The sequence below is a fragment of the Rheinheimera lutimaris genome (genome assembly GCF_013283795.1).
Taxonomy (GTDB): Bacteria; Pseudomonadota; Gammaproteobacteria; order Enterobacterales; family Alteromonadaceae; genus Alishewanella; species Alishewanella lutimaris.
In genome coordinates, this window is sequence record NZ_JABSOD010000011.1 from 60200 (window position 1) to 81693 (window position 21494).

16 protein-coding genes are annotated in these 21494 nt (G+C 49.9%); 5 read left to right on the top strand and 11 right to left on the bottom strand.

All coding sequences use genetic code 11. The features are described from left to right. Nucleotides 1–166: 166 nt before the first annotated feature. The 4 genes from HRH59_RS12215 to HRH59_RS12230 form a co-directional block, all read right to left on the bottom strand. A complete protein-coding gene (locus HRH59_RS12215; protein ID WP_173501550.1) occupies nt 167–706 on the bottom strand; it encodes a PEP-CTERM sorting domain-containing protein in 540 nt (179 codons plus the stop codon). A 226-nt stretch (nt 707–932) separates the two neighbouring features. Next, complete coding sequence (gene tdh, locus HRH59_RS12220; protein WP_173501551.1) at nt 933–1958, bottom strand: L-threonine 3-dehydrogenase; 1026 nt, start codon at nt 1956–1958, stop codon at nt 933–935. A gap of 15 nt (nt 1959–1973) precedes the next feature. Continuing rightward, nucleotides 1974–3170, bottom strand: coding sequence for a glycine C-acetyltransferase (locus tag HRH59_RS12225; RefSeq protein WP_173501552.1), 1197 nt, complete (start codon nt 3168–3170; stop codon nt 1974–1976). Between the two features lie 140 nt (nt 3171–3310). Further along, entirely contained in the window at nt 3311–3958 is a 648-nt protein-coding gene (locus HRH59_RS12230; RefSeq protein ID WP_173501553.1) for a TetR/AcrR family transcriptional regulator, read from the bottom strand. Between the two features lie 118 nt (nt 3959–4076). Between HRH59_RS12230 and coaD the strand changes: the two genes are divergently transcribed. Beyond that, entirely contained in the window at nt 4077–4559 is a 483-nt protein-coding gene (gene coaD, locus HRH59_RS12235; RefSeq protein ID WP_173501554.1) for a pantetheine-phosphate adenylyltransferase, read from the top strand. Beyond that, nucleotides 4556–5959, top strand: coding sequence for a capsule assembly Wzi family protein (locus HRH59_RS12240; RefSeq protein ID WP_173501555.1), 1404 nt, complete (start codon nt 4556–4558; stop codon nt 5957–5959). Before coaD ends, HRH59_RS12240 begins: the two co-directional genes overlap by 4 nt. Before the next feature lie 23 nt (nt 5960–5982). Here HRH59_RS12240 and nagP read toward each other — a convergent pair whose 3' ends face one another. The 4 genes from nagP to nagK are packed head-to-tail and all read right to left on the bottom strand — an operon-like array spanning nt 5983 to nt 10363. After that, nucleotides 5983–7275 (bottom strand): N-acetylglucosamine MFS transporter NagP, encoded by a 1293-nt coding sequence (gene nagP, locus HRH59_RS12245; protein WP_173501556.1) that lies wholly within the window; start codon nt 7273–7275, stop codon nt 5983–5985. 35 nt (nt 7276–7310) lie between these two features. Continuing rightward, nucleotides 7311–8426 (bottom strand): N-acetylglucosamine-6-phosphate deacetylase, encoded by a 1116-nt coding sequence (gene nagA, locus HRH59_RS12250; RefSeq protein ID WP_173501557.1) that lies wholly within the window; start codon nt 8424–8426, stop codon nt 7311–7313. A 22-nt stretch (nt 8427–8448) separates the two neighbouring features. Continuing rightward, a complete protein-coding gene (nagB-II, locus tag HRH59_RS12255) occupies nt 8449–9447 on the bottom strand; it encodes a glucosamine-6-phosphate deaminase NagB-II (protein WP_173501558.1) in 999 nt (332 codons plus the stop codon). Between the two features lie 10 nt (nt 9448–9457). Beyond that, nucleotides 9458–10363 carry an N-acetylglucosamine kinase gene (gene nagK, locus HRH59_RS12260; RefSeq protein ID WP_231702486.1) on the bottom strand — a complete coding sequence of 302 codons (906 nt, stop codon included), beginning with the start codon at nt 10361–10363 and terminating at the stop codon, nt 9458–9460. Nucleotides 10364–10714: 351 nt separating this feature from the next. On the opposite strand from nagK, the gene HRH59_RS12265 reads away from it, so the two are divergent. Further along, a complete protein-coding gene (locus HRH59_RS12265) occupies nt 10715–13306 on the top strand; it encodes a family 20 glycosylhydrolase (RefSeq protein ID WP_231702487.1) in 2592 nt (863 codons plus the stop codon). A 43-nt stretch (nt 13307–13349) separates the two neighbouring features. Here the strand turns inward: HRH59_RS12265 and HRH59_RS12270 are convergent, their stop codons facing one another. After that, entirely contained in the window at nt 13350–14063 is a 714-nt protein-coding gene (locus tag HRH59_RS12270; protein ID WP_173501560.1) for a SapC family protein, read from the bottom strand. Between the two features lie 317 nt (nt 14064–14380). On the opposite strand from HRH59_RS12270, the gene HRH59_RS12275 reads away from it, so the two are divergent. Beyond that, nucleotides 14381–15451: a sulfite exporter TauE/SafE family protein gene (locus HRH59_RS12275; protein ID WP_173501561.1), complete on the top strand. Its 1071-nt coding sequence runs from the start codon at nt 14381–14383 to the stop codon at nt 15449–15451. A gap of 94 nt (nt 15452–15545) precedes the next feature. Here HRH59_RS12275 and HRH59_RS12280 read toward each other — a convergent pair whose 3' ends face one another. Then, nucleotides 15546–18248, bottom strand: coding sequence for a TonB-dependent receptor (locus HRH59_RS12280; RefSeq protein ID WP_173501562.1), 2703 nt, complete (start codon nt 18246–18248; stop codon nt 15546–15548). A gap of 456 nt (nt 18249–18704) precedes the next feature. On the opposite strand from HRH59_RS12280, the gene HRH59_RS12285 reads away from it, so the two are divergent. Further along, entirely contained in the window at nt 18705–19733 is a 1029-nt protein-coding gene (locus tag HRH59_RS12285; protein ID WP_173501563.1) for a LacI family DNA-binding transcriptional regulator, read from the top strand. Nucleotides 19734–19776: 43 nt separating this feature from the next. On the opposite strand, the gene HRH59_RS12290 is transcribed toward HRH59_RS12285, so the two are convergent. Further along, entirely contained in the window at nt 19777–21375 is a 1599-nt protein-coding gene (locus tag HRH59_RS12290; protein WP_173501564.1) for an AbgT family transporter, read from the bottom strand. Between the last annotated feature and the right edge of the window lie 119 nt (nt 21376–21494).

The following is a 21494-nucleotide window of genomic DNA, read 5'->3' on the forward strand; positions in this document are numbered from 1 at the left end:
CTTGTTGCTGCGGCAAACATAGCGCCAACAACTGTATAAAATTCAGACAGCCAGTTATTCAGCAAAAGCACGGTTATCGCCCCATATCACAGCATTAGCTTAATGCTGTGCTGAAGGTTGGCGTACAGGCGAGCCGGCAGGTTGCAAAAAAAACTGACAATGCCAGCTAAACCATATTTTGACGGCGCTGACGTAACAATAAGCCTCCTGCTGAGGCAAACAGTAGCCATAGAGTGGCCGGAGCGGATACAACTGAAGCCTGGCCCGGGCTAAAGACGTCTGACACAGTTAACTCACCGCTGGCAAAATCAAACATGGTAAACTGCGGCGGAAGGCTCTGGTTATTCAGATCGAAGAAGCCCTGAAACGCCATGGTCATGCCAACATCGGTAACATCAAAGCTGAGGTACTCGAGGCCGGCATACAGGTCTTCCGGGTTAAAGCCGACACTGACAAAGAAAAAGCTGGTGTCTATTTCAAGACCGAACAGGGTGAAACTTTCCCAAGCCAGCAAGTCGCCGGTACCCGGGAACCATTCATCAACGTTGTCAGTATCAAAACTGATAGCACCAATACTAATGATGTCGCCACCGGCATCTTCAGCAAAAAATTCTTGCGTCAGTATCGGGCCGGCCTGCACCGGCTGCGATAAAGTGACAACACTGAGGAACATTAAAGACAAAGCGATAAGGATGGACTTCAACATGGATTACCTCTTAATTTTGTTATTAATTATGTGATCTGCAATTGCTTGCACATCAGGCAATGCATAAAGCAATCCAATTGTTAAAACCAATATAAATCAAAATCTTATAAAATATTTTTGAATCTGAAGATTAGCTTTTACAGTTGGCTGTATAAAAAGCAGACAATAAAAAAGGCGAACCTGAGTTCGCCTTTCCTGAATTTGCCTTGTTATTACAGCTCAGTGATTATGACCAGTTCAATACCACTTTACCGGACTGGCCTGAACACATAATGTCGAAACCTTCCTGAAACCGCTCCATCGGCAACTCGTGCGTTACCATGGGTGTTAAATCCAGCCCGGACTGAATTAAACTGGCCATTTTGTACCAGGTTTCAAACATTTCGCGGCCGTAAATGCCTTTGATCACCAGGCCTTTAAAGATCACTTTGTTCCAATCTACCGCCATATCCGACGGTGGAATACCCAGCATGGCAATTTTACCGCCGTGGTTCATGGTATCCAGCATGCTGCGAAACGCTGCCGGCACACCGGACATTTCCAGGCCCACGTCAAAGCCCTCTGTCATGCCCAACTCTTTCATCACGTCTTTTAAATTTTGTTTGCTGACATCCACCGCGCGGGTGGCACCCATTTTCAGCGCCAGTTCCAGCCGGTAAGGGTTCACGTCGGTTATTACCACATGACGGGCACCAACATGTCGTGCCACGGCTGCAGCCATAATGCCGATAGGGCCGGCACCGGTAATCAGTACATCCTCACCGACTAAATCAAACGATAGCGCGGTATGCACCGCATTACCGAACGGGTCGAAAATAGCCGCGATATTATCCGGAATATTATCCGCCAGTTTAAAAGCGTTATAGGCAGGAATAACCAGATATTCAGCAAAAGAGCCGGCGCGGTTTACGCCAACGCCTGTGGTGTTGCGGCATAAATGTACACGGCCGGCGCGGCAGTTACGACAATGACCACAGGTGATATGGCCTTCGCCCGATACCCGATCGCCAACACTAAAGCCGCGCACTTCCGAACCCATACCCTCGATAACACCGACATATTCGTGGCCTACCACCATGCCATGCGGAATGGTGTTTTGCGCCCACTCATCCCATTTGTAAATATGCACGTCGGTGCCGCAGATGGCGGTTTTTTTGATGCGAATTAACACATCATTCGGGCCCACTTCTGGCTTTTCTACTTCAGTTTGCCAAATACCCGGTTCTGCTTTTAACTTTGCTAATGCTTTCATTTTCACGCCCCGCCCTTATGCGATCACGCCCATGTCTTTACCAATACGGATAAAAGCAGCAATCGCTTTATCCAGTTGCTCTGTTGTATGTGCTGCTGAAATTTGAGTGCGGATGCGTGCCTGGCCTTTTGGCACTACCGGGAACGAGAAGCCCACCACGTAGATACCTTCGACCAGCATACGTTTGGCCATTTCTGCGGCCACTTTGGCGTCGCCTAACATGACCGGAATAATGGCATGATCTTTACCGGCAAGGGTAAAGCCTGCCGCCGACATTTTTTCACGAAAGTAATTGGCGTTATCCCACAGCTTAGCCCGCAGTGCATCGCCTTGCGCCAGCATGTCCAACACTTTAATCGAAGCTGTAACAATAGACGGCGCCAACGAGTTAGAGAACAAATACGGCCGTGAGCGCTGGCGCAGCCATTCGATCACTTCTTTTTTGCCCGAGGTATAACCGCCGGATGCACCGCCCAAAGCTTTGCCCAAGGTGCCGGTAATAATATCAACGCGGTTCATCACATCGCAATATTCGTGCGTGCCACGGCCGTTTTTGCCGACAAAGCCCACGGCGTGGCTGTCGTCAACCATCACCATAGCGCCGTATTTATCTGCCAGATCGCAAACTGATTTCAGATCGGCTATTACGCCATCCATCGAGAACACGCCATCGGTTGCAATCAGCTTAAAGCGTGCGCCATCAGCATCAGCTTGTTTTAGCTGCGCCTCAAGCTCAGCCATATCGTTGTTGGCGTAGCGGTAACGTTTGGCCTTACACAAGCGCACACCATCAATGATAGAGGCATGGTTTAACGCATCAGAAATTACAGCATCTTCGGCACCCAAAATGGTTTCAAACAAGCCACCGTTGGCATCAAAACAAGACGAGTACAAAATGGTGTCTTCAGTGCCTAAAAACGCACTGATATTCTGCTCTAACGTTTTATGAATATCCTGGGTGCCGCAAATAAAGCGTACCGACGCCACGCCAAAGCCATGGCTGGCTAAACCCTGCTGCGCCGCTGCGATTAGGTCGGGGTGGTTGGCCAGGCCTAAGTAGTTGTTGGCACAAAAATTCAGTACCTGATGGCCATTGACCGTAACATCAGCACTTTGTTGCGACGTAATAATACGTTCTGCTTTGTATAAACCTTCTGCTTTGACATCGTCTAGTTGTTGTTGTAGATGTTGCAGAAAAGCGCCATTGCGCATAAAGCCTCCTGTTGCGGGGGTGAGGGGTTCAGAAAAACGGCGCCATTGTAAAGCTTATAGCCTGAAGCTGCAGCGCTTTTACATTAACTAAAGCGCTGTTCAGACCTGCTGTTGTAAAGTTTAGCCTACAAAGGCCGGTATTAAAGCGCCAACGCCTCATAATGCTGCTGCAGCCGGGTAATACGCGGCTTAGCTTGTTCAGTGGCATAGGGCTTAAACAACAGCAGCACTTTTAACACGCCCTGATAGACACTGGCCTGGTCAATTTCTTTGTGCGGTGCCTGGGTTTTCAGGTAGCTGATCCAAAAGGTAACCAACAACTTAATGCTGTGGGCCAGATCAGTAATGTCTTCATCGTCTATACGGATCACGTCCGATTGCTTCAGCGCTTTAAGCACGGCAATAACGCGGCTTAATACACCGTGTTGTACCTGCAAATAATCTTGTTGCAATGCAGGGTCACGCGCCAGAATATCCGGTAAATTGGCGTAAAAGAAATGAAAGCGCCACATCAGCTCAAACACCGCATCCAGATAGCACGCCAGCGCGTCCAACGCTTCCGCTTTATCCGACGGCGGCTTTATGCGGGTTTCCAGCAATTTGGCATATTCTTTAAAAATCTGCCGTACAATGTCTTCTTTATTGCGAAAGTGGTAGTACAGATTACCCGGGCTTATCCCCAGATGAGCAGCAATATGGTTAGTAGTAACCTGACGCTCGCCCACCTGATTAAACAATTCAATACTGGCTTGCAGAATTTTATCTTTGGTTCTTAACTTTTTTTCCATCTGCTAAACAGGCTTATTCTTCGCGAAATTAATTTGCTATAGTAACGCCAAATTGATTAAAAACTCCAGTAGCAGGCCGGACATGGTTCTGTTCTCGCCAAGGAAAGCCCGCAATATCATGAAAATAAAGGCAATTTACCCAGGAACCTTTGACCCGTTAACCAATGGCCACGCTGACCTGGTGCAGCGCGCCGCACGGATGTTTGACACTGTAATAGTGGGTGTTGCCGCTAACCCCAGCAAACAACCACTGTTTAGCCTGACAGAGCGGGTTACTCTGGCACAGCAGGCCTTCGCCGGCATCAGCAATGTCAGCGTCATAGGCTTTTCCGGTTTACTGGCGAAATTTGCCGAAGATCAATCGGCGCAGGTTTTGATCCGTGGCGTGCGCGCCGTAGCCGATTTTGAATACGAATTTCAACTGGCCAGTATGAACCGGCAATTGAATCCGGCACTGGACAGTATTTTTATGACGCCGTCAGAAAAAAACACCTTTATCTCATCCACCTTAGTGAAAGAAGTGTGCCGCCATGGTGGCAATGTTTCCAGCTTTGTGCCGGCACACGTTGAACTAGCCTTAAAAACCAAATTAAACCTATGACCTTTAAACCTTCACTGTTAAGTGCATTGTTGTTTGCACTGCCCGCCGCTGCGGCGCCCTGGGTAGACACCACAGATAACTACCTGCGCCAGTCACTGCAAACCCTGGCTCACGCCGGTGTGTTAACAGGGCCGGTAAACAGCTGGCCGTTAATGTGGAAAAATGTCGCCGTTGATTTAGCCTCAGCAGAAGAGCAACCAACAGAAGAATTACGCTTTGCGCTGGCGCATGTGCGGGCTGCGCTTAATACCAATCAGGCTGGCTATACCGCCGGCATTAAACTAAAAGCCAGCACCAACCCGTCGCTGTATCAAAGCTTTGGCGAAAGCTATTTTGATAAAGCCGGCGCCACCGTCTTTAAAGAATATCTGGGCGATAACTGGGCGGCGAAAACGCAGCTTAATTACCGCAAACTTGAGGATGGCAGTAACGAGCAGGAATTAACTTATGACGGCAGCTACCTGGCGTTTATCGCCGGCAACTGGGTTTTGGCGTTAGATCAGCAACCACTGTGGTGGGGCCCGGGCCAACAAACCGCCCTGCTTGTCAGTAACAATGCACGGCCAATACCGTCTTTACGTTTAAGCCGTCATAGCTGGCAGGCCAGCGATAACCTGCTGTTTAGCTGGCTGGGCCCGTGGAGCTTTACCGCTTTTATTGGTCAGGGCGAACACAGCAGTACGCCGCGACAAATTAAACACTTTGGTGCCCGCTTCAGCGCCAGACCACTACCGCAATTGGAGCTGGGCTTATCCCGTGTCAGCCAATGGGGCGGCGACGGCCTGGATAGCGGCTTGGGTGCCTTTGGCGATATGCTGCTGTTAAACGACGATGATAACAGCAATGCCGATAACCTGGCGGCGTTGGATCTAATCTGGCATACCACGTTGTTTAACCGGCCCTACAGCTTTTACACTGAACTGGCCGACGACAATAGCGGCAGTAAACTCAGCAAGCCGCTGCAACTGTATGGCGTGCGCACCTTTTTTGGTAATGCCGCTGCTGTGCACACATTGAATCTGGAATGGTCAGACAGCTATATTCGCTGTGAAGAACAACTTGCAGCCGGCAATTGTGCCTATGAAGGCGAAAGTTATCCGCAAGGTTACCGCCGCTACGGCCGCATTATCGGCAGCGGCTACGGCGCAGATGCCCGTGTGTTGTCTGCCGGTTACCGCTACCAAACCTTTGACGGTTACAGCTGGGCACTGAGTGTACTGCGTGGTGAATTTCTGGCTGCAGCGTCTGACATAAAGAACTGGCAGTTGCGGCTGGAATACCGCCAACCGCTGCTGAAAGGTTTACTGAGCGTGGAAGGCCGCGTGTTTGATAAATCGCCGCAACCGGAACTGCGCATTAAACGCGGCAGCCTGGCCGTAACCTGGGAATACCGCTTTTAAGCTACCACGCTATCGAGCAGGCTCTAGCGCCAGCTGGTTAGTTTATGGCCTTTAAGCGCATAGAACAGAATAAACAGGTAGCACGGCAACATAACAATATAGGCGCCCTGCTGGCCCAGTGAACTGCCGCTGGCCAGCCCCCAAAATAACGGCCCAAAAGCCCCACCGGCGATACCCATAATCAGTAGCGCCGAACCGACACTGGTTAAAGCCCCCAGCCCCGACAGCGCTAATGGCCATACGGCAGGCCAAACAATGGCATTAGCCAGCCCCAGCACGGCAATAAATAACAAGGTGTCCGGCAAAGCCGTACCACCAAAAGGTACCAATACCGCGTTAGCAATGGCATAAGATGAGCTGTCGCCCAGCACTATTGCCAGTGTCAGCAACACACCCAGTACCGCAGAAACAGCCAATGCCGCTTGTTGCGACAGCAGTCGCGGGATCAACAAAATACCCAATACATAACCCAAAACCATGCAGCCCATAGTGTAGGATGTCATCACGGTGTAACGCTCTACGCCCAGCGATAAGGCAAACAAACCTATGGTATCGCCGGCGATAACTTCAACCGCGACATAAACAAACAGCGCCAGCACACCCAACACCAGGCCGGGCTTAGCCAGCACGGCTTTGATTTGTCCGGCTTTATTCTCGTCACCGCTTTCCCTGGCCAGTTCCGGCAGTGGTGAAAACTTCACTGCCAGCGCCAATAAGCCCAAAAATGCTGCCAGGCCTAAATAAGGCAGAACCAAACGCGCCGCCATCTCATCAACTTGTGCCGGCGTTAATGCCACATCGGCAGTAGCAATAAAGCTGCCGGCCATCAGTGCGGTAAATACTATCGGCGCTACCACGCCGGCGGTTTTGTTTAAAATGCCCATAATACTGATGCGCACTGCCGCCGTCTCTTCCGGACCAATTTTTACCACATAAGGATTTACTGCGGTTTGCAACAGTGTTTGGCCGGCACCGATAACCAGCTGCGCCAACAAAAACAAAGCAAAGGTTTGTGTCTGGGCTGCAGGAATATACAACAAGCCGGCCAGCATCATGGTGGCCATACCCAGCGCCATACCGTTTTTATAGCCGACTTTACGGATCAGCCAGGCCGATGGCAGCGCAGTAAAGGTTACTGCAATATAAAAGGAGAACACCACCAATGACGCCTGCAGCGGAGTCAACTGCAGCATCTGTTTCAGATAAGGCATTAAAGAGCCGTTCAGCCAGGTAGCAAAACCCAGCACAAAAAACAGTATCGCTACTATTATCATCGGCAGCAGGCTGCTGCGCCGCTGCGACTGTTCAGCTGTCATTTCCATATTCCTTCCCCGTTGTAATTATCATTATATTAAGCGTTATAAAGTGGCCGGCCGTTAATCCAACTTGCCTGTACCTGCCAGTGGTTATTCAGTAACACCAGATCTGCCTGCGCACCTGCCACTATGCGCCCGGCGCTGTGGCGGGCTAAAAATTGTGCCGGATACAACGACGCCATCCTAAGCGCTTCTTCCGGCACAACACCCAGGGAATCGATGGCATAGCGCACTGCAGCTGCCATATCCAGTACCGAGCCGGCCAAACGACCTTCGGCATCGGTTAATTTATCGCCGTCACGCAACACTTTGCCGTCAAATAAATCAAATTCCGTCGCGTCTGTGCCCACCGGCGACATGGCATCGGTAACAATCATCAGTTTACCTTTCGGCTTGGCCGCCAGTGCCACTCTCGCGGCCAGCGGGTGCATATGATGACCGTCAAATATCACACCGCACCAGCTGTGCGGATCGGCCAGCGCCACGCCGACCATGCCGGGCTCGCGCGAAGTAAGCGGCGACATGGCGTTATACAGGTGAGTAAAACCGGTAGCGCCGGCGTTAAGCGCAGCCTGCACTGTGGCGGCATCGGCGTTGGAATGGCCAAGGCAAACAATTACATTCAGTGCCACTAACTGGCGGATTTGCACCGGGCTGATAGTTTCCGGCGCCACGGTTACCAGCTTAATACCAAGATCAGACCGGCCATAAATTGCCAGCTCTGCCGCGCTCAGTTGGCGGATATGCTGCTGCGGGTGCACGCCTTTTTTCGGCACTGACAAATGCGGCCCTTCAAAGTGCACACCAATAATACCCGGTTCACCTTCTGCCACTGCGCCGGCAATAACATCGGCGGCTTGCTGCATTACCGTAACACTGTCGGTGATCACCGTAGGCAGCATAGCGGTGGTGCCAAACCTGGCATGGGCCTGCAGCATAGTGCGCAGAGTCTGGCGCGTGGGCGCGGTGTTAAATAAGGCACCGCCGCCGCCATTTACCTGCACATCAATAAATCCGGGCACCAGCATGCCGGGTTGCACCGGCCCGGCCGCGGGCGTTATCGACTGCACAACGCCGTCTTTAATAGCAAGGCTGACATTTTCGAACCAATTTTCGCCGTCAAATAGCCGGCTGACACTTAACTGCTGCATTCGCTGTTTACCGTTAGTTGTGTTATAGCGTTTTAGTCACTTTGTTCAGGCCAGGAGGCGCATCCGGGTCAATGCCACGGCTGCGGGCCACCACTTCAACATCCAGATAAAACCGTTGCAATACCAACAACGGCAACACCCGTGGATGTGCAACGATGTCGTTGTGATGCAACTGCACGATGGCAGCGCCACGACTGCGTACATCTTCAACCTGGCCGCGATGCGCATTGATACTTTCATCGCTGATGCTGACATCAACAATAGCAAACTGATTTTTTACCAGGGTTACCGGACCGTGCAAAAACTCCGCACTGGAAAACGCCTCGGCATGAATACCGCACACTTCTTTTAGCTTCAGTGCAATTTCACGCGAAATGGCGTAACCCAAGCCGCGGCCCAACACGACCAGATGTGCTACCCGCTCCAGTGCTTGCGCTGTAAGCTGCTGCGGCAACGCTATAGCAGCGGTTAAGCTTTGCGGTAATTGTTGCACCGCCTGCTGCAATGCCTGATTACCGGACCACACCGATACCAGTTGCAAGATGGCACTTAAGGTCGCCAGATAACTTTTTGTCGCCGCCACGGCTTTTTCTGCCCCAACGTGCAACGGTAACGTATAGTGCGCCAGCTCCGCTAAAGGCGAGGTGGTATCGTTTACCAACGCCACTACCATGGCGCCACTGCGTTTGGCCATTTCTACCTGAGCCAGGATATCCGGACTGCGGCCGGACTGCGAAATCACCAGCACCAGCGCATCGGCCAGTTGCAGTGACTTGTTATACACACTGGCAATAGAAGGTGCCGCTGCCGCAACCGGCAAACCCACCTCAATTTCAATTAAATACTTGGCAAATACCCCGGCGTGATCAGACGAGCCGCGCCCTACCATATAAACAAATTTCGGTGCGCGCTGGCGGATCTGCGCCACCACCTGCTCAACCATTGCCGCGTTAGCAGCCAGTTGTTCGGCAATACGTTGCGGGGCTTCTGTGGCTTCAAGCGCCATAATACTGTTGCTCATTACTTCTTACCTATAACGACATAGCGATAGATTGCGTTTGATTGCGCGAACGGGCGTACCAAACAGCTCCGAGCTCCGGCGTTTGCAGTGCCGGAGTAACCTGTTGTTGAATTTGTGCGGGTAAATACGGTAACAATTTGTGCGCCAGGCCGCCAATAAAAGATAACCGCGGCGGTTGAATACTCAGTAAGCGGTTGGCAATGTCGGCAATAAAACCGGCGCCCTGCTGCACCAGTTGCAGTGCGGTTTCATCGCCGGCCTCAGCCGCAACAAATACCAAAGGCGCAAATTTAGCATAGGTCGTCGGCGTAGCATGCATAAAATGCGCGACCAGCTCCATAGCGTTGGCAGCTGCAAGCTCTTGCAACAGTAAATCAGCCAGCATGGTTTGTGGCGCTAACTTATCTAAACTTAACAACACCTTGTGCAACAACTGCATACCAAACCAGGCGCCGCTGCCGTTATCCCCGTAAGGGAAACCATGGCCACCTAACTCTATCAGTTGGCCATTCACATCAGCCAAACCACAAGAGCCGGTCCCGACAATAATAACAGCGCCATCGCCGCCCTGATGCGCCCCCATACAAGCGATATGTAAATCACTGGTCAGGTGCAATGTTTTAAACGGGTGCTGCCAATCAGAAAACAGCTGAAAATACTGTGGCACATTAACCCCGGCCAGGCCAGCACCGGCCACCAACCGCGACATATCGTTAAATGCCAGCCCCGCGCAGGTTAATGCTTGCTGTGTTGCGCTTAAAATAGAGTCGGTCGCGACTTTCATACCACGCAGTGGATTAGCAGGGCCGGACAAGCCTTCGCCTAAAATTTGCTGATCTGACGATACAATAACTGCGCGGCATTTGCTGCCACCGCCGTCTATCCCCAAATACAAAGGCGTATCGGCCTTCAGCATTGCATTCATCCCTATAACCTCGTCACAAGTAATGCAGCCGGCTACTCTGGCCAACTGCGAAGTGGTCAATGCTGCGCTGTAGATTAAATCAACAACCAGCTAAATTGACAGCGTTGTCATTTTTTAAAATCAGCATATAATAATTCTGACAAATAACAAGTGTCTTGTTTAAAAAACAAACGGACATTTTGCTACTTTGCGACAGACACATAAATAAATAAGATTTTAATCAGTAGTTTAGCAAAGATATCTGAGCTGTTAAGCTGAAGAATAAAACCACAAGGCAGCAGGTTACTGTGCCGGCACGGCGCTACAACCACAGCACCGGCCAAAATAAAGGGGAACTATATTATGCCATTACTACGGGTACTGTGTTGTCTGATGTTGGCACTCTGTTGTCAACCGGCCATGGCTAAAACGTCATTTACCCAACAACAATTGGCCGGTTTTGCCAACGACAGCAGCCTGATATTCAGTGTCTTGTCTAATCAACTGACAGAGCCGTCACGTTTTAATGCTGCCATTACCCTGCACAACGGCTCTGCTTACACCCTGCCGGGCGGTAAGTCAGACTGGCAAATTTACTTTCACTCTATCCGCCGTATCGACACTACACAGCAGCAAGGCTTGGTGCTGCAGCATGTACAGGGCGATCTGCACCGCCTGAGCCCCGAACACGATTTTGCCGGCTTAGCACCCGGCCAGCAGTTGCAATTAACTTACAGCTCCGCGCCCTGGGTGGTTAGCTACAGTGACTTTATGCCACGCGCCTTTATCACCGCCACCGGGCTGACACCGGCGGTATTTGCCAATACCGATACCGAACAGCTAAACCGCTTTGTTGCCCCTATCAACACCGCACAACAGCAATTGCGCAACAGTGGTACCGCCGATCTGGTGCCGATAACAAACGCTGCAAGCCGGTTTGTCAATAATGCTGAACTTAACGCCCACAGCAACGATACTGAGATCGCACAGCGGATTATTCCTACGCCACTGCAGGCGAAATTCAGTAAGCGCCGGCTAACACTCAGCAGCAACTGGCAGATTAGTTATAGCGGGCGTTTAACCAGCGAAGCGGCATATTTGCAGCAGCAACTACAACTGTCAGGCCTGTCTCTGCAGAGCGCTGTCAGCAGCAACGTCAGCGCCCCGCAAATCCGCTTAAGTGTCGATGCCACTATGCCGCTAACGGCAGAAGGCTATCAGTTGGACATAGCCGACAAACAGATCAAGCTGATTGGTAAAGACAATGCCGGCGCTTTTTACGCTGTGCAATCGTTGCTGGCACTGGCGCAGCAAACAGACCTCGGCATTCAGCTGCCGCAGGGTAAGATAACAGATCAGCCGCGCGCCTCCTGGCGTGGTATGCATTATGATATGGCGCGCAATTTTCACGGCAAAGATGTCACCTTACGCCTGATAGACAATATGGCGCGCTATAAGCTGAATAAGCTGCACCTGCATTTAACCGAAGATGAAGGCTGGCGGCTGGAAATTCCGGGCTTACCCGAGCTGACAGCTATCGGCGCCAACCGCTGCTTTGATTTAACCGAACAACAATGTTTGCTTACCCAACTGGGTACCGGGCCACACAGCAGCGGCTCAGGCAACGGCTACTACAGTACTGCTGATTTTATTGAGATATTACAATACGCTGCTGCGCGGCATATTGAAGTTATTCCTGAAATTGACCTGCCTGGCCACGCCCGTGCCGCCATAGTCGCGATGAAAGCACGCTACAACCGGTTGCAGGCCCTGGGGCAGCCACAAGCCGCGGCGCAATATTTACTTTCTGATCCGGCAGACACATCGCGCTACCTTAGCGTGCAAAATTATAACGACAGCTCGGCCAATGTCTGCCTGGAGTCTACTTATGCCTTTGTCGAAAAAGTGGTGTATGAGTTACAACAAATGTACCGCAGTGCCGGAGTAAAGCTGCAAATTTTTCATATGGGTGGCGATGAGGTAGCGCAGGGCTCCTGGTTGGGTTCACCGGCCTGCCAGCAATTGTTTGCCGCCCCGGACAACGGCATCGCCGGTGTTGCCGATTTAAAACCCTGGTTTGTCAGCCGCGTAGCAGAGATTACCCACCGCCGCGGTCTGGATCTGGCAGGCTGGGAAGACGGCCTGATGTACGACCAACAACACACCTTTAACCGCACACAGTTTGCCAATAACAAGGTGATTGCCCATGCCTGGGACAATATCTGGGAATGGGGTGTCGCCGACCGTGCTTACCGGCTGGCCAATAATGGTTATCAGGTAGTGCTGTCGCCGGGCACGCACCTGTACTTTGATCATCCGCACGAAGCCCACCCACTCGAGCGCGGCTATTACTGGGCAACCCGTTTCAGCAGCATCGATAAAGTATTCGGTTTTATGCCGGATAACCTGTATGCCAATGCTGACACGACCCGAAATGGCGCTGCAATCAATGACCTTGAAGCCCTGGTAGGCCGCGAAATGCCGTCTCTGCAACAACCACAAAATATTCTCGGCATTCAGGGCCAGCTGTGGAGCGAAACCATCCGCACCGCAGAGCAGCTGGAACAGATGCTCTACCCCAGAATGCTGGCGCTGGCCGAACGTGCCTGGCACAAAGCCGCGTGGGAGCAAAACAACAATCCGCAACAAGCTCTGCGACAGCGACAACAAGATTGGTATAGCTTTGCCAGCAGACTCAATAAGACAGAGTTTGCCAGGCTGACAGCCAACGGCAGCAGTTTTTATCTGCCACCACCCGGCTCCATACACACCGCCGCCGGCATTAGCGTGAACAATGCCATACCTGGTTTATATACCGAATTCAGTACAGATAACGGCGTTAGCTGGCAGCCGTATAAAGCCCCGCTGGCGACAGAGGAAAAAGTAGTATGGTTACGCAGCCGGTATCAGGCTGTACAAAGCAGAATAGTGGAAGTAACAAACAGCGGGCACTAACAAGATAGCAGGTAACAGCCGGTGCTGTTACCTGCTGCAACACTTAACTGGCGTCAGCGATCTTTTTCACTAACTTTTGTGTATGTTGCAATGACATCAGATGCGCATAAATGGCTGTCAGGAAGCCATTTTTACGCAGCTCAACAAATACCTCATCGCTAAGCTCGTTCAGCTTCTTCTCATCCAACAGATGAATACCGTTAATACGGCGCTCTTCACCGTTTACATTTAACGTTAATACCTGCTCTTTTATCAGTTCAAGCTCTTGCAGCTTAGCAACAAAATTACGCGTAATTTGTCCCAACTCAAGATACTCAGCCATCTGTTGCTTACGATGGGTTAAAAACTCGCTCTCAGCACCGTCGGCATTAAACAACGCATTGCCTTCTGTCTGGCCAACACGCTCTGAAGATTCATCCAGCGCTACCAATAAACGCTCGCTTTCAGCTTTATCCTGCACCAATACCAGTGGGTAGTTACGCACTGCACGCGGTACATATAACGCCTGCCATTTGTCATCCTGCATAAACAGGTTTTGTTTGGCTGACAGCCCCAACATTACCACCGGCTGATAAGTGTTGTTTTCGCCGTTTTTAACGAACACGATAGGAAACTCAGCACCTGCTACCACAAATTCATGTACCACAACCGGCAACATGTGCTCGCTGCTGATATGAGAAAAGGCGTTGTTGTTATTAATTTTTGTATCTGCGTGCTGTTCCTTGTTTAACGGCACAATCTTTGGCGTTGAAGTCATAAAACTGCTCTTTATTTTAGTCATTAATGTGAGAAGTGCTGACGGTATTAATGTTGGATCCCCTGAATGCCATCAGCAGTGCGGCCTTATCATGCGCTAAGTCGGCGGCAGGATCAACAGCAGCACTAAGGCAAACCAGAGCATATTCGCTAATAGATTATCTGCCTTCAGTTTTTTATAGAAAATCCACTTTAACGCCGCCATTATTCAACCTTGCTATTTTACGCTATTCGCACTGCGCATCGCTTCATCACTGGTAAAACCGTACAAAAACCGATATAACAAAGCATCGAGTTAAACCGGCGCAGACCGTATAAATGCAGCAAAAACTGAAGCAACATTTGTGGGTGTGGTTACTCTGGCTGGCCGGCTTTTATGCCGTCTGGCTGTATCTGGTTATTGGCTTGGGCTACTGGCCGCAAGCTAAAGCACACTGGCCAATTGCCGTGGCAATGGCAATTGGCAGCTATGCCGCCGGCTCTACGCCAATGGGCGGTGGTACCGTAGGCTTTCCGGTGCTGGTATTACTGTTTGAGTTGCCCGCCACTCTGGGGCGTGATTTCAGCTTTGCCGTGCAGGCCATCGGCATGACCAGCGCCAGCATTTTTATTCTGGCACGGCGCCAGCCCATTGCGTGGGCCATGCTTAAAGGTGCCATGCTGGGCAGCTTAATCGGCACGCCGCTGGGCATCTGGTTAATAGCCCCTTATATTCCGGGTTTATGGATCAAGCTGGTGTTTGCCATAGTGTGGGCCAGTTTCGGCATTCTGCATCTGTATCGTGTAAATGAAATTGCCGGCCACAACGGTATGACCGAATTTAACGAGAAGTGGGATTTTAAAGTCGGCTGCTGGATTGGTTTGCTGGCAGGCGCTGCAGTGGCATCGGTTACCGGCGTGGGTATTGATATGGTGCTGTATACCGCCCTGGTGTTGCTGTGCCGTACAGACTTAAAAATCGCCATTCCTACCTCAGTGATCATAATGGCGTTCACCTCTGTGCTTGGCGTGATCGTAAAAAACCTTACCACCGGTATGCAACCGGGCGTATTTGAAAACTGGCTGGCCGCCGCGCCGGTAGTAGCACTTGGCGCGCCGCTCGGCGTATTTATTGTAGCGTTAATTGGCCGCAAACCCACGCTGTTAGTCGTGGCGTTTTTATGTGTACTACAGTTTTTCTGGACCATGCACTCCGAGCGCGCCAGTCTGGGCCTCAGCGGTATGCTGTTATCCACCCTGGCAGTAGGCATTTGTTTATTGGGTTTTGAGCAACTGCGACGCTGGGGCGCAAAACTGGTGGGCGAGCGCGCAGATATTGACGCTTCACATATTGCCACTAACAGCAAAACCTCAAACCATACTACTCCGTCAGTCGGTAGCCTTAAGTAAAAACCTGCTTACTGTGGGAATACAGTCGGAATATATAGCAAAAAAGGAAAGCCAATGGCTTTCCTTTCTTAATTGAGTAATTTAATCCTATGTTTTAAAAACGGATATTTACCCCAGCGGTAAAGCGGCGACCGTTTTCATAAAGTGATGCAGGGCGCGCTTTATCAATATGATACTGATACAAGTCTTCATCCATCAGGTTCACCGCCTCTACCACAAAAGACACGGTTTCACTGAAATTATACGTTACGCTGGCATCCAGTTGACCAAAGTCATCTGTATACACTTCATTACCAAACTCACCTACGCCATTGAAAAACTCAGTACGGTAGTTATAGCTTAAACGTGCACTGAAGCTATCATTCTCAAAGTAACCGGTCAGGTTAGCCATATGACGCGAATTACCGGCAATCAAGCCAGAGCCGGGGTTATTTACCGCGTCACGTTCTTGCTCGCTCTCAGCGTCAGTGTAGGTATAGTTAGTGATCAAACCAAAATCACCAAAAGCTTGCTGATAAGACACCTCCAAACCTTGGACCCGACCGCCTAAACCATTTTTCGGTTCAGTAATGGTAACTTCAACCTGTTCATTATTAATCTCGTCAAACGCCATTTCCCGGGTAACAGAGTTAAGTACAGAACCCTGAATATCTTTATGGAAGAATGTAAAAGCAATTAAAGAGCTGGCATTAAAATACCACTCGTAACCAATATCAAATTGGTTGGCGCGCACGGGCTCCAAAAATGGATTACCACGACTACCTGTGCGGGTAGGAATGTTCACCGACTGCTGGTTAGCAATGTTGACATAATCTGGCCTGGACATCACTCTGGCAGCAGAGAATCGCACCAGGCTGTCTTCGGATACATCGAATACCAGGTTAATGTTCGGCAGTACATCGGTATAACTGTGCTTCAGGGAATTGTAAGCCACCCCCCAATCACCATCACGGCCGGGCTCTACAGCATCTGCCAGTAAATCATAACCTCCCACCATATCAATAGAAGCTGCAACCCAATCTCCGGTCCAGCTGTAACCTGCAGATGATACATCGGTTTTTACCACCCGCACGCCGATATCACCGCGTACTGATTCGCCGGAAAAATCAGCTTTAACATAAGCGGCGGAAATTTTTTCATTTACTTCCCAGGTATTGGGTAGAAACAAAAACTCTGTAGTCGGGCTGTTATACGCTGCCGCGGGGAATACAGTAGATGCTGAGTTTGCGCTGCTCATTAACGGATAATAAGCATAGTTGCTGCCGTCATGAACATCTGAAAACTTCAAGCCTGCCAAAGAGCCCAACCAGTTACCGTCGCCGGCTCTCACTTCACCATAAGGACCATTTGCCGGATCAATATGCTGAGAGTCTGCCAGCCAATGGAAACGCGTACCTGTCTGGCGCTGTCCTTTATCATGATCCTGAAACAGTACACCGGTTTTTAAGCGGTTAAAAATGCCTTTATCCAACTCAAACGCAAAATCCAGTCCGGCATAAGTCTCCTCGTCATTCATTAAGCGTGCCCCCTCTTGAATATAAGAGAGATCACGGTTCTGAATATCAGAGAAAGTTTCTAAATTACCCGCAGTAACATAGTTACTTAAATTCAACCCTGAATCATAGCTTGAGTTAACGTAAGCACCGTTAAACTGATGATAGCGATCACGTGAAGTACCGCCTTCAGCTTCAGTGGTACCCAACTTGCCGGTAACAGTGACACCATTGTTCAGTGTATGATTAATTTCCAAATCGTAAGATTTAGCATCGCTGTAGGATACACGGTCAATCACAGCAAACTCTGAGCTGGTATTATTTGCCTGACCGGCAACAATTCCACTGCCGGAAAGCACCGCAGAACTTTCTACAAAGCCGCTGTTAAAAAAAGTATAAAGGTTGTGGTTAATATTATCGGCATCTAGCTTAGTATCAAGCACGTTCAGCACTACATCGGTTTGATCCGAAGGCTGCCACTGTGCAGTAACTAACGCCGTTGTGCGTTTACGCTGTTGCTGGAAAAAAGCATCACCAATAATGCGCGGCGCCCAATATTCTTCACCATCCACTTCTTGCCGGCCAAACCCCAGTACTTCTTTGCCTTTACGTGCTAACGAACGCTCTTGCTGGGTCAGTGATACCAAAACACCGAATGTATCAGCATCATTTTTCCATGAATAAAGTCCGGACAATTGTGGATCCCACTCCTCAGACACATCACTGTACTGCCCTTGCACCTGCAATGACACCGTGTTTGCATCCAGATCGAGTGGTTTGCGGGTTTTCAAATAAACCGTACCACCTAAAGAGCCTTCCTGAATATCTGCCTGCGGCGTTTTATAGACTTCTAAATCGGATACCACGTTTGACGGCAACAAGGTAAAGTTAAACGCCCGTGACGGGTTATCCAGCACAAACCAATCGGCCGATGCAACTGAAGCGCCATTAAGCAGTGTGCGGTTTTGTGCAGGGTCAGTGCCGCGCACCGCAATTTTTTCGCCCTCGCCAAAACCACGGGTAACCGATACCCCGGTAATACGCGACAAAGATTCAGCCACGTTTTTATCCGGGAACTTACCGATATCTTCAGCGGTTACCACATCCACCACTGCACCGGAAAAACGCTTGGCATTTAAATTAGCCTCTTGTGATGCGCGGATACCACGCACCTGAATCACTTCCACTTGCTCTTCTTTTGCTGCTTCGTCAGCAGCAAAGGCTGGCATCGTTAATGCGGCACTTCCCACTAACAAACTCAGTTTCACTGCTAAGGCACATTTATTTATTTTATTGTGCTGCATATGCTTCTCCCGTTCCTGTTCTGTAATATTGTTGTCTTATTTCCCGGACACCTTAATGACAACGCTGTCATTGAAATTTAACATACACAAAAAAAATTACCTTTGCAAACCAAATACGACGAAATTTTAGACGAATATTGTAAAACGCTACTGTGTATGTACTGCAGACCGTAACCATTGCAACAGCTACACTGCAGGTTGTTTATGACAGTCAAAACTGAAAAATATTATTATATATCAACAACAAAATTCATAAGCTTATAGCCAGCTTTATACAGGTTGTATAAATAGCTGCTTATTTCTGCAATTAGTATTTGCCGTTTGGTCAAAAAAAGGGTATCCATTAGTTCGATTTGATCTAATTAATGACCAGCGCTGTCATTTCCATGCTAAAGATCTAATAATGAAAGCGCTATTATCGTCATGAAAACCATTTTCGGGAGTCCGGGAAACGCCATGAAAGTTACCATTAATGATGTAGCCCGCCACGCCGGCGTTTCCATTAAAACGGTGTCCAGGGTTATGAATAACGAACCGTCGGTGCGTAAAGATACCTGTGACAAAGTTATGGCGGCCATTAACGAGCTGCAATATCAGCCGAATGCGGCGGCGCGTAATTTGGCCAGTAGTCGTTCATTCAGTATCGGTTATATATACGACAACCCGAATGCTTATTATGTCATTGATATGCAGCGTGGTTTACTGGATGCCTGCCGTAAGCATGGGTATGAATTACTGATCCACCCCACCAACGCCAAATCGCCCGACATAGTGCAGGAAGTAATAGACTTAGTGCAACAATCAAGGCTGGCGGGGCTGGTATTAACACCGCCATTTTCAGAAATGCCGCATATTGCCGCAGCATTAGAAAGTATTGGGGTACATTTTGTGCGGATCATTTCCGGTTCAACTCCATCGCCGAAACTGAGCAACTGCGTGTTGGTAGACGACTTTACCGCAGCGTTTAAAATAACCACTCACTTGCTGGAATTGGGCCACACCGACATCGCTTTTTTATGCGGTGATGAAGAGCACAGCTCCAGTGGTGAGCGTTTAGCCGGTTATCAGGCCGCCCTTGCCAAGCGCAATATTGCGCCGAACCCGAAATTTATTGTACCCGGCAGCTATTCGTTTGAGTCCGGTGTACAAGGCGCCAAGCAGCTGATGGCATTGGCTAAAAAGCCCAGCGCTATTTTCGCCTGTAACGATGAAATTGCCGCCGGCGCCCTGTTCAGCGCCCGCTTAATGAATATTGCTATTCCGCAGCAGCTGGCTATTGCCGGCTTTGAAAATAGTCCGTTTTCGCGCCAAACCTGGCCGCCACTTACCACGGCGCATCAGCCTAACGTTACCATTGCGCAACAAGCGGCAGAGTTGCTGTTTCGCCATACCAAGCCCAATGCCAGTAAGACGTTATCAGACAAACAGCCGGTATTTATCCCTGAGCTGGTAGTGCGTGAGTCTACCGCTGTCAGCGAGTCATAAAAAACCGCACTGGTGTGCGGTTTTTTTTATGTTCTGAACGCCTTTAACCACCAAACTGATAGTAAGTTGGTGAACCCGGTCCCACCGGCAAGCCCAACACAAACACCCAAACGTAAAACAGCAGGGTCCAGCCAACAAAGAACACCAGGGTATATGGCAACATGGTGGCAATAAGGGTACCAATGCCTAAGTCTTTCTTATAACGCGCGGCTACCGCCAGGATTAAACCAAAGTAACTCATCATCGGCGTTATCAGGTTAGTGACAGAATCACCTATCCGGTAAGCCGCCTGTATTACCTCGGGCGAATAGCCGACAATCATCAGCATAGGCACAAAAATAGGTGCAAAAATGGCCCACTGTGCCGAAGCTGAACCCAGAGACAAATTAACCAAAGCACACATGCCGATAAAGAAGAAGAATAAACCCGGCCCGGTTAAACCAATGTCCTGCAATAAGGTAGCGCCGTTTACCGCCAAAATTGAGCCTAAATTAGACCAACCGAAAAAGGCAACAAACTGGGCGGCAAAGAACACTAATACAATGTACAAGCCCATAGAGCTGATGCTTTTTGCCATGGCATTAATAACATCACGGTCGGTTTTCATCGTGCCGACAACACGGCCGTAGATATAACCCGGAATAGCAAAGGTGATAAAAATAAACACCACTATGCCTTTTAAAAACGGCGAGCCCGCCACTAAGCCCGTTTCCGGATGGCGTAGCGGCCCCCACTGTGGCACCACGCTGAGCGCCAACAGAATACCCAGCGCCAGAAAGGCCAGCCCTGCGGCTTTTAAACCGCGTTTTTCTTCTGTGCTCAGTTTTTCCAGCTCAGGCTTGCCTAAATCAATTGCCGCCTCACTGACATCGTATTTGCCCAATTTAGGCTCTACTATTTTCTCGGTAACAAAAGCTCCTAAACCGGCAATAAAAAACGTACTGATAATCATAAAGAACCAGTTTGCTTCCGGCCCAACGGTATAATTTGGATCAATCAGGTTCGCAGCAGATTGGGTAAAACCGGCCAGCAAGGGGTCAACGGTACCGATAAACAAGTTCGCACTGTAACCTCCGGACACACCGGCAAAAGCAGCTGCTAAGCCAGCCAGCGGGTGGCGGCCGAGTGAGTGAAAAATAACCGCTGCCATCGGAATTAATACCACATAACCCAGCTCTGACGCCGTGTTAGAAATAATACCGGCAAATACAATGGTCACGGTAACCATGCGCTTTGAGGCGCCCATAACCAGGCCACGCATAGCGGCTGAAATCAGTCCGGAATGCTCGGCGATGCTTACACCAAGCAGCGCCACCAGCACCACGCCCAGTGGCGGAAAGCTGGTGAAGTTAGTGACCAGGTTTGACACTATGCGCTGCAAGCCATCAACACTGACTAAATTGACTACACGGATCACACCATCTGCGGCCCGCCCTGCAGTGCCTTCCGGTCTGGGGTCTATCGCACTGACGTCAAAGTAAGCGGCAATACCGCTGCCCAGCACCACTGCTACGGCAAACATGGCAAACAGCGTTACCGGATGCGGCAGTAAATTACCAAGAAACTCGACCGTATCAAGAAAACGGGTAAACCAGCCGCGTTTACCGTCACCGGCAACATTGGCATTGTCAGGAACTGACATACTAAATCCTCTGTGTAGACCTTGTTATAAGCAACAACCTTAGCCATACGCAGGATAATTAGTATTTATACTCAATATTGACTGAATATCTTACTAAACCCCTGAAAGCGTATTCTTTT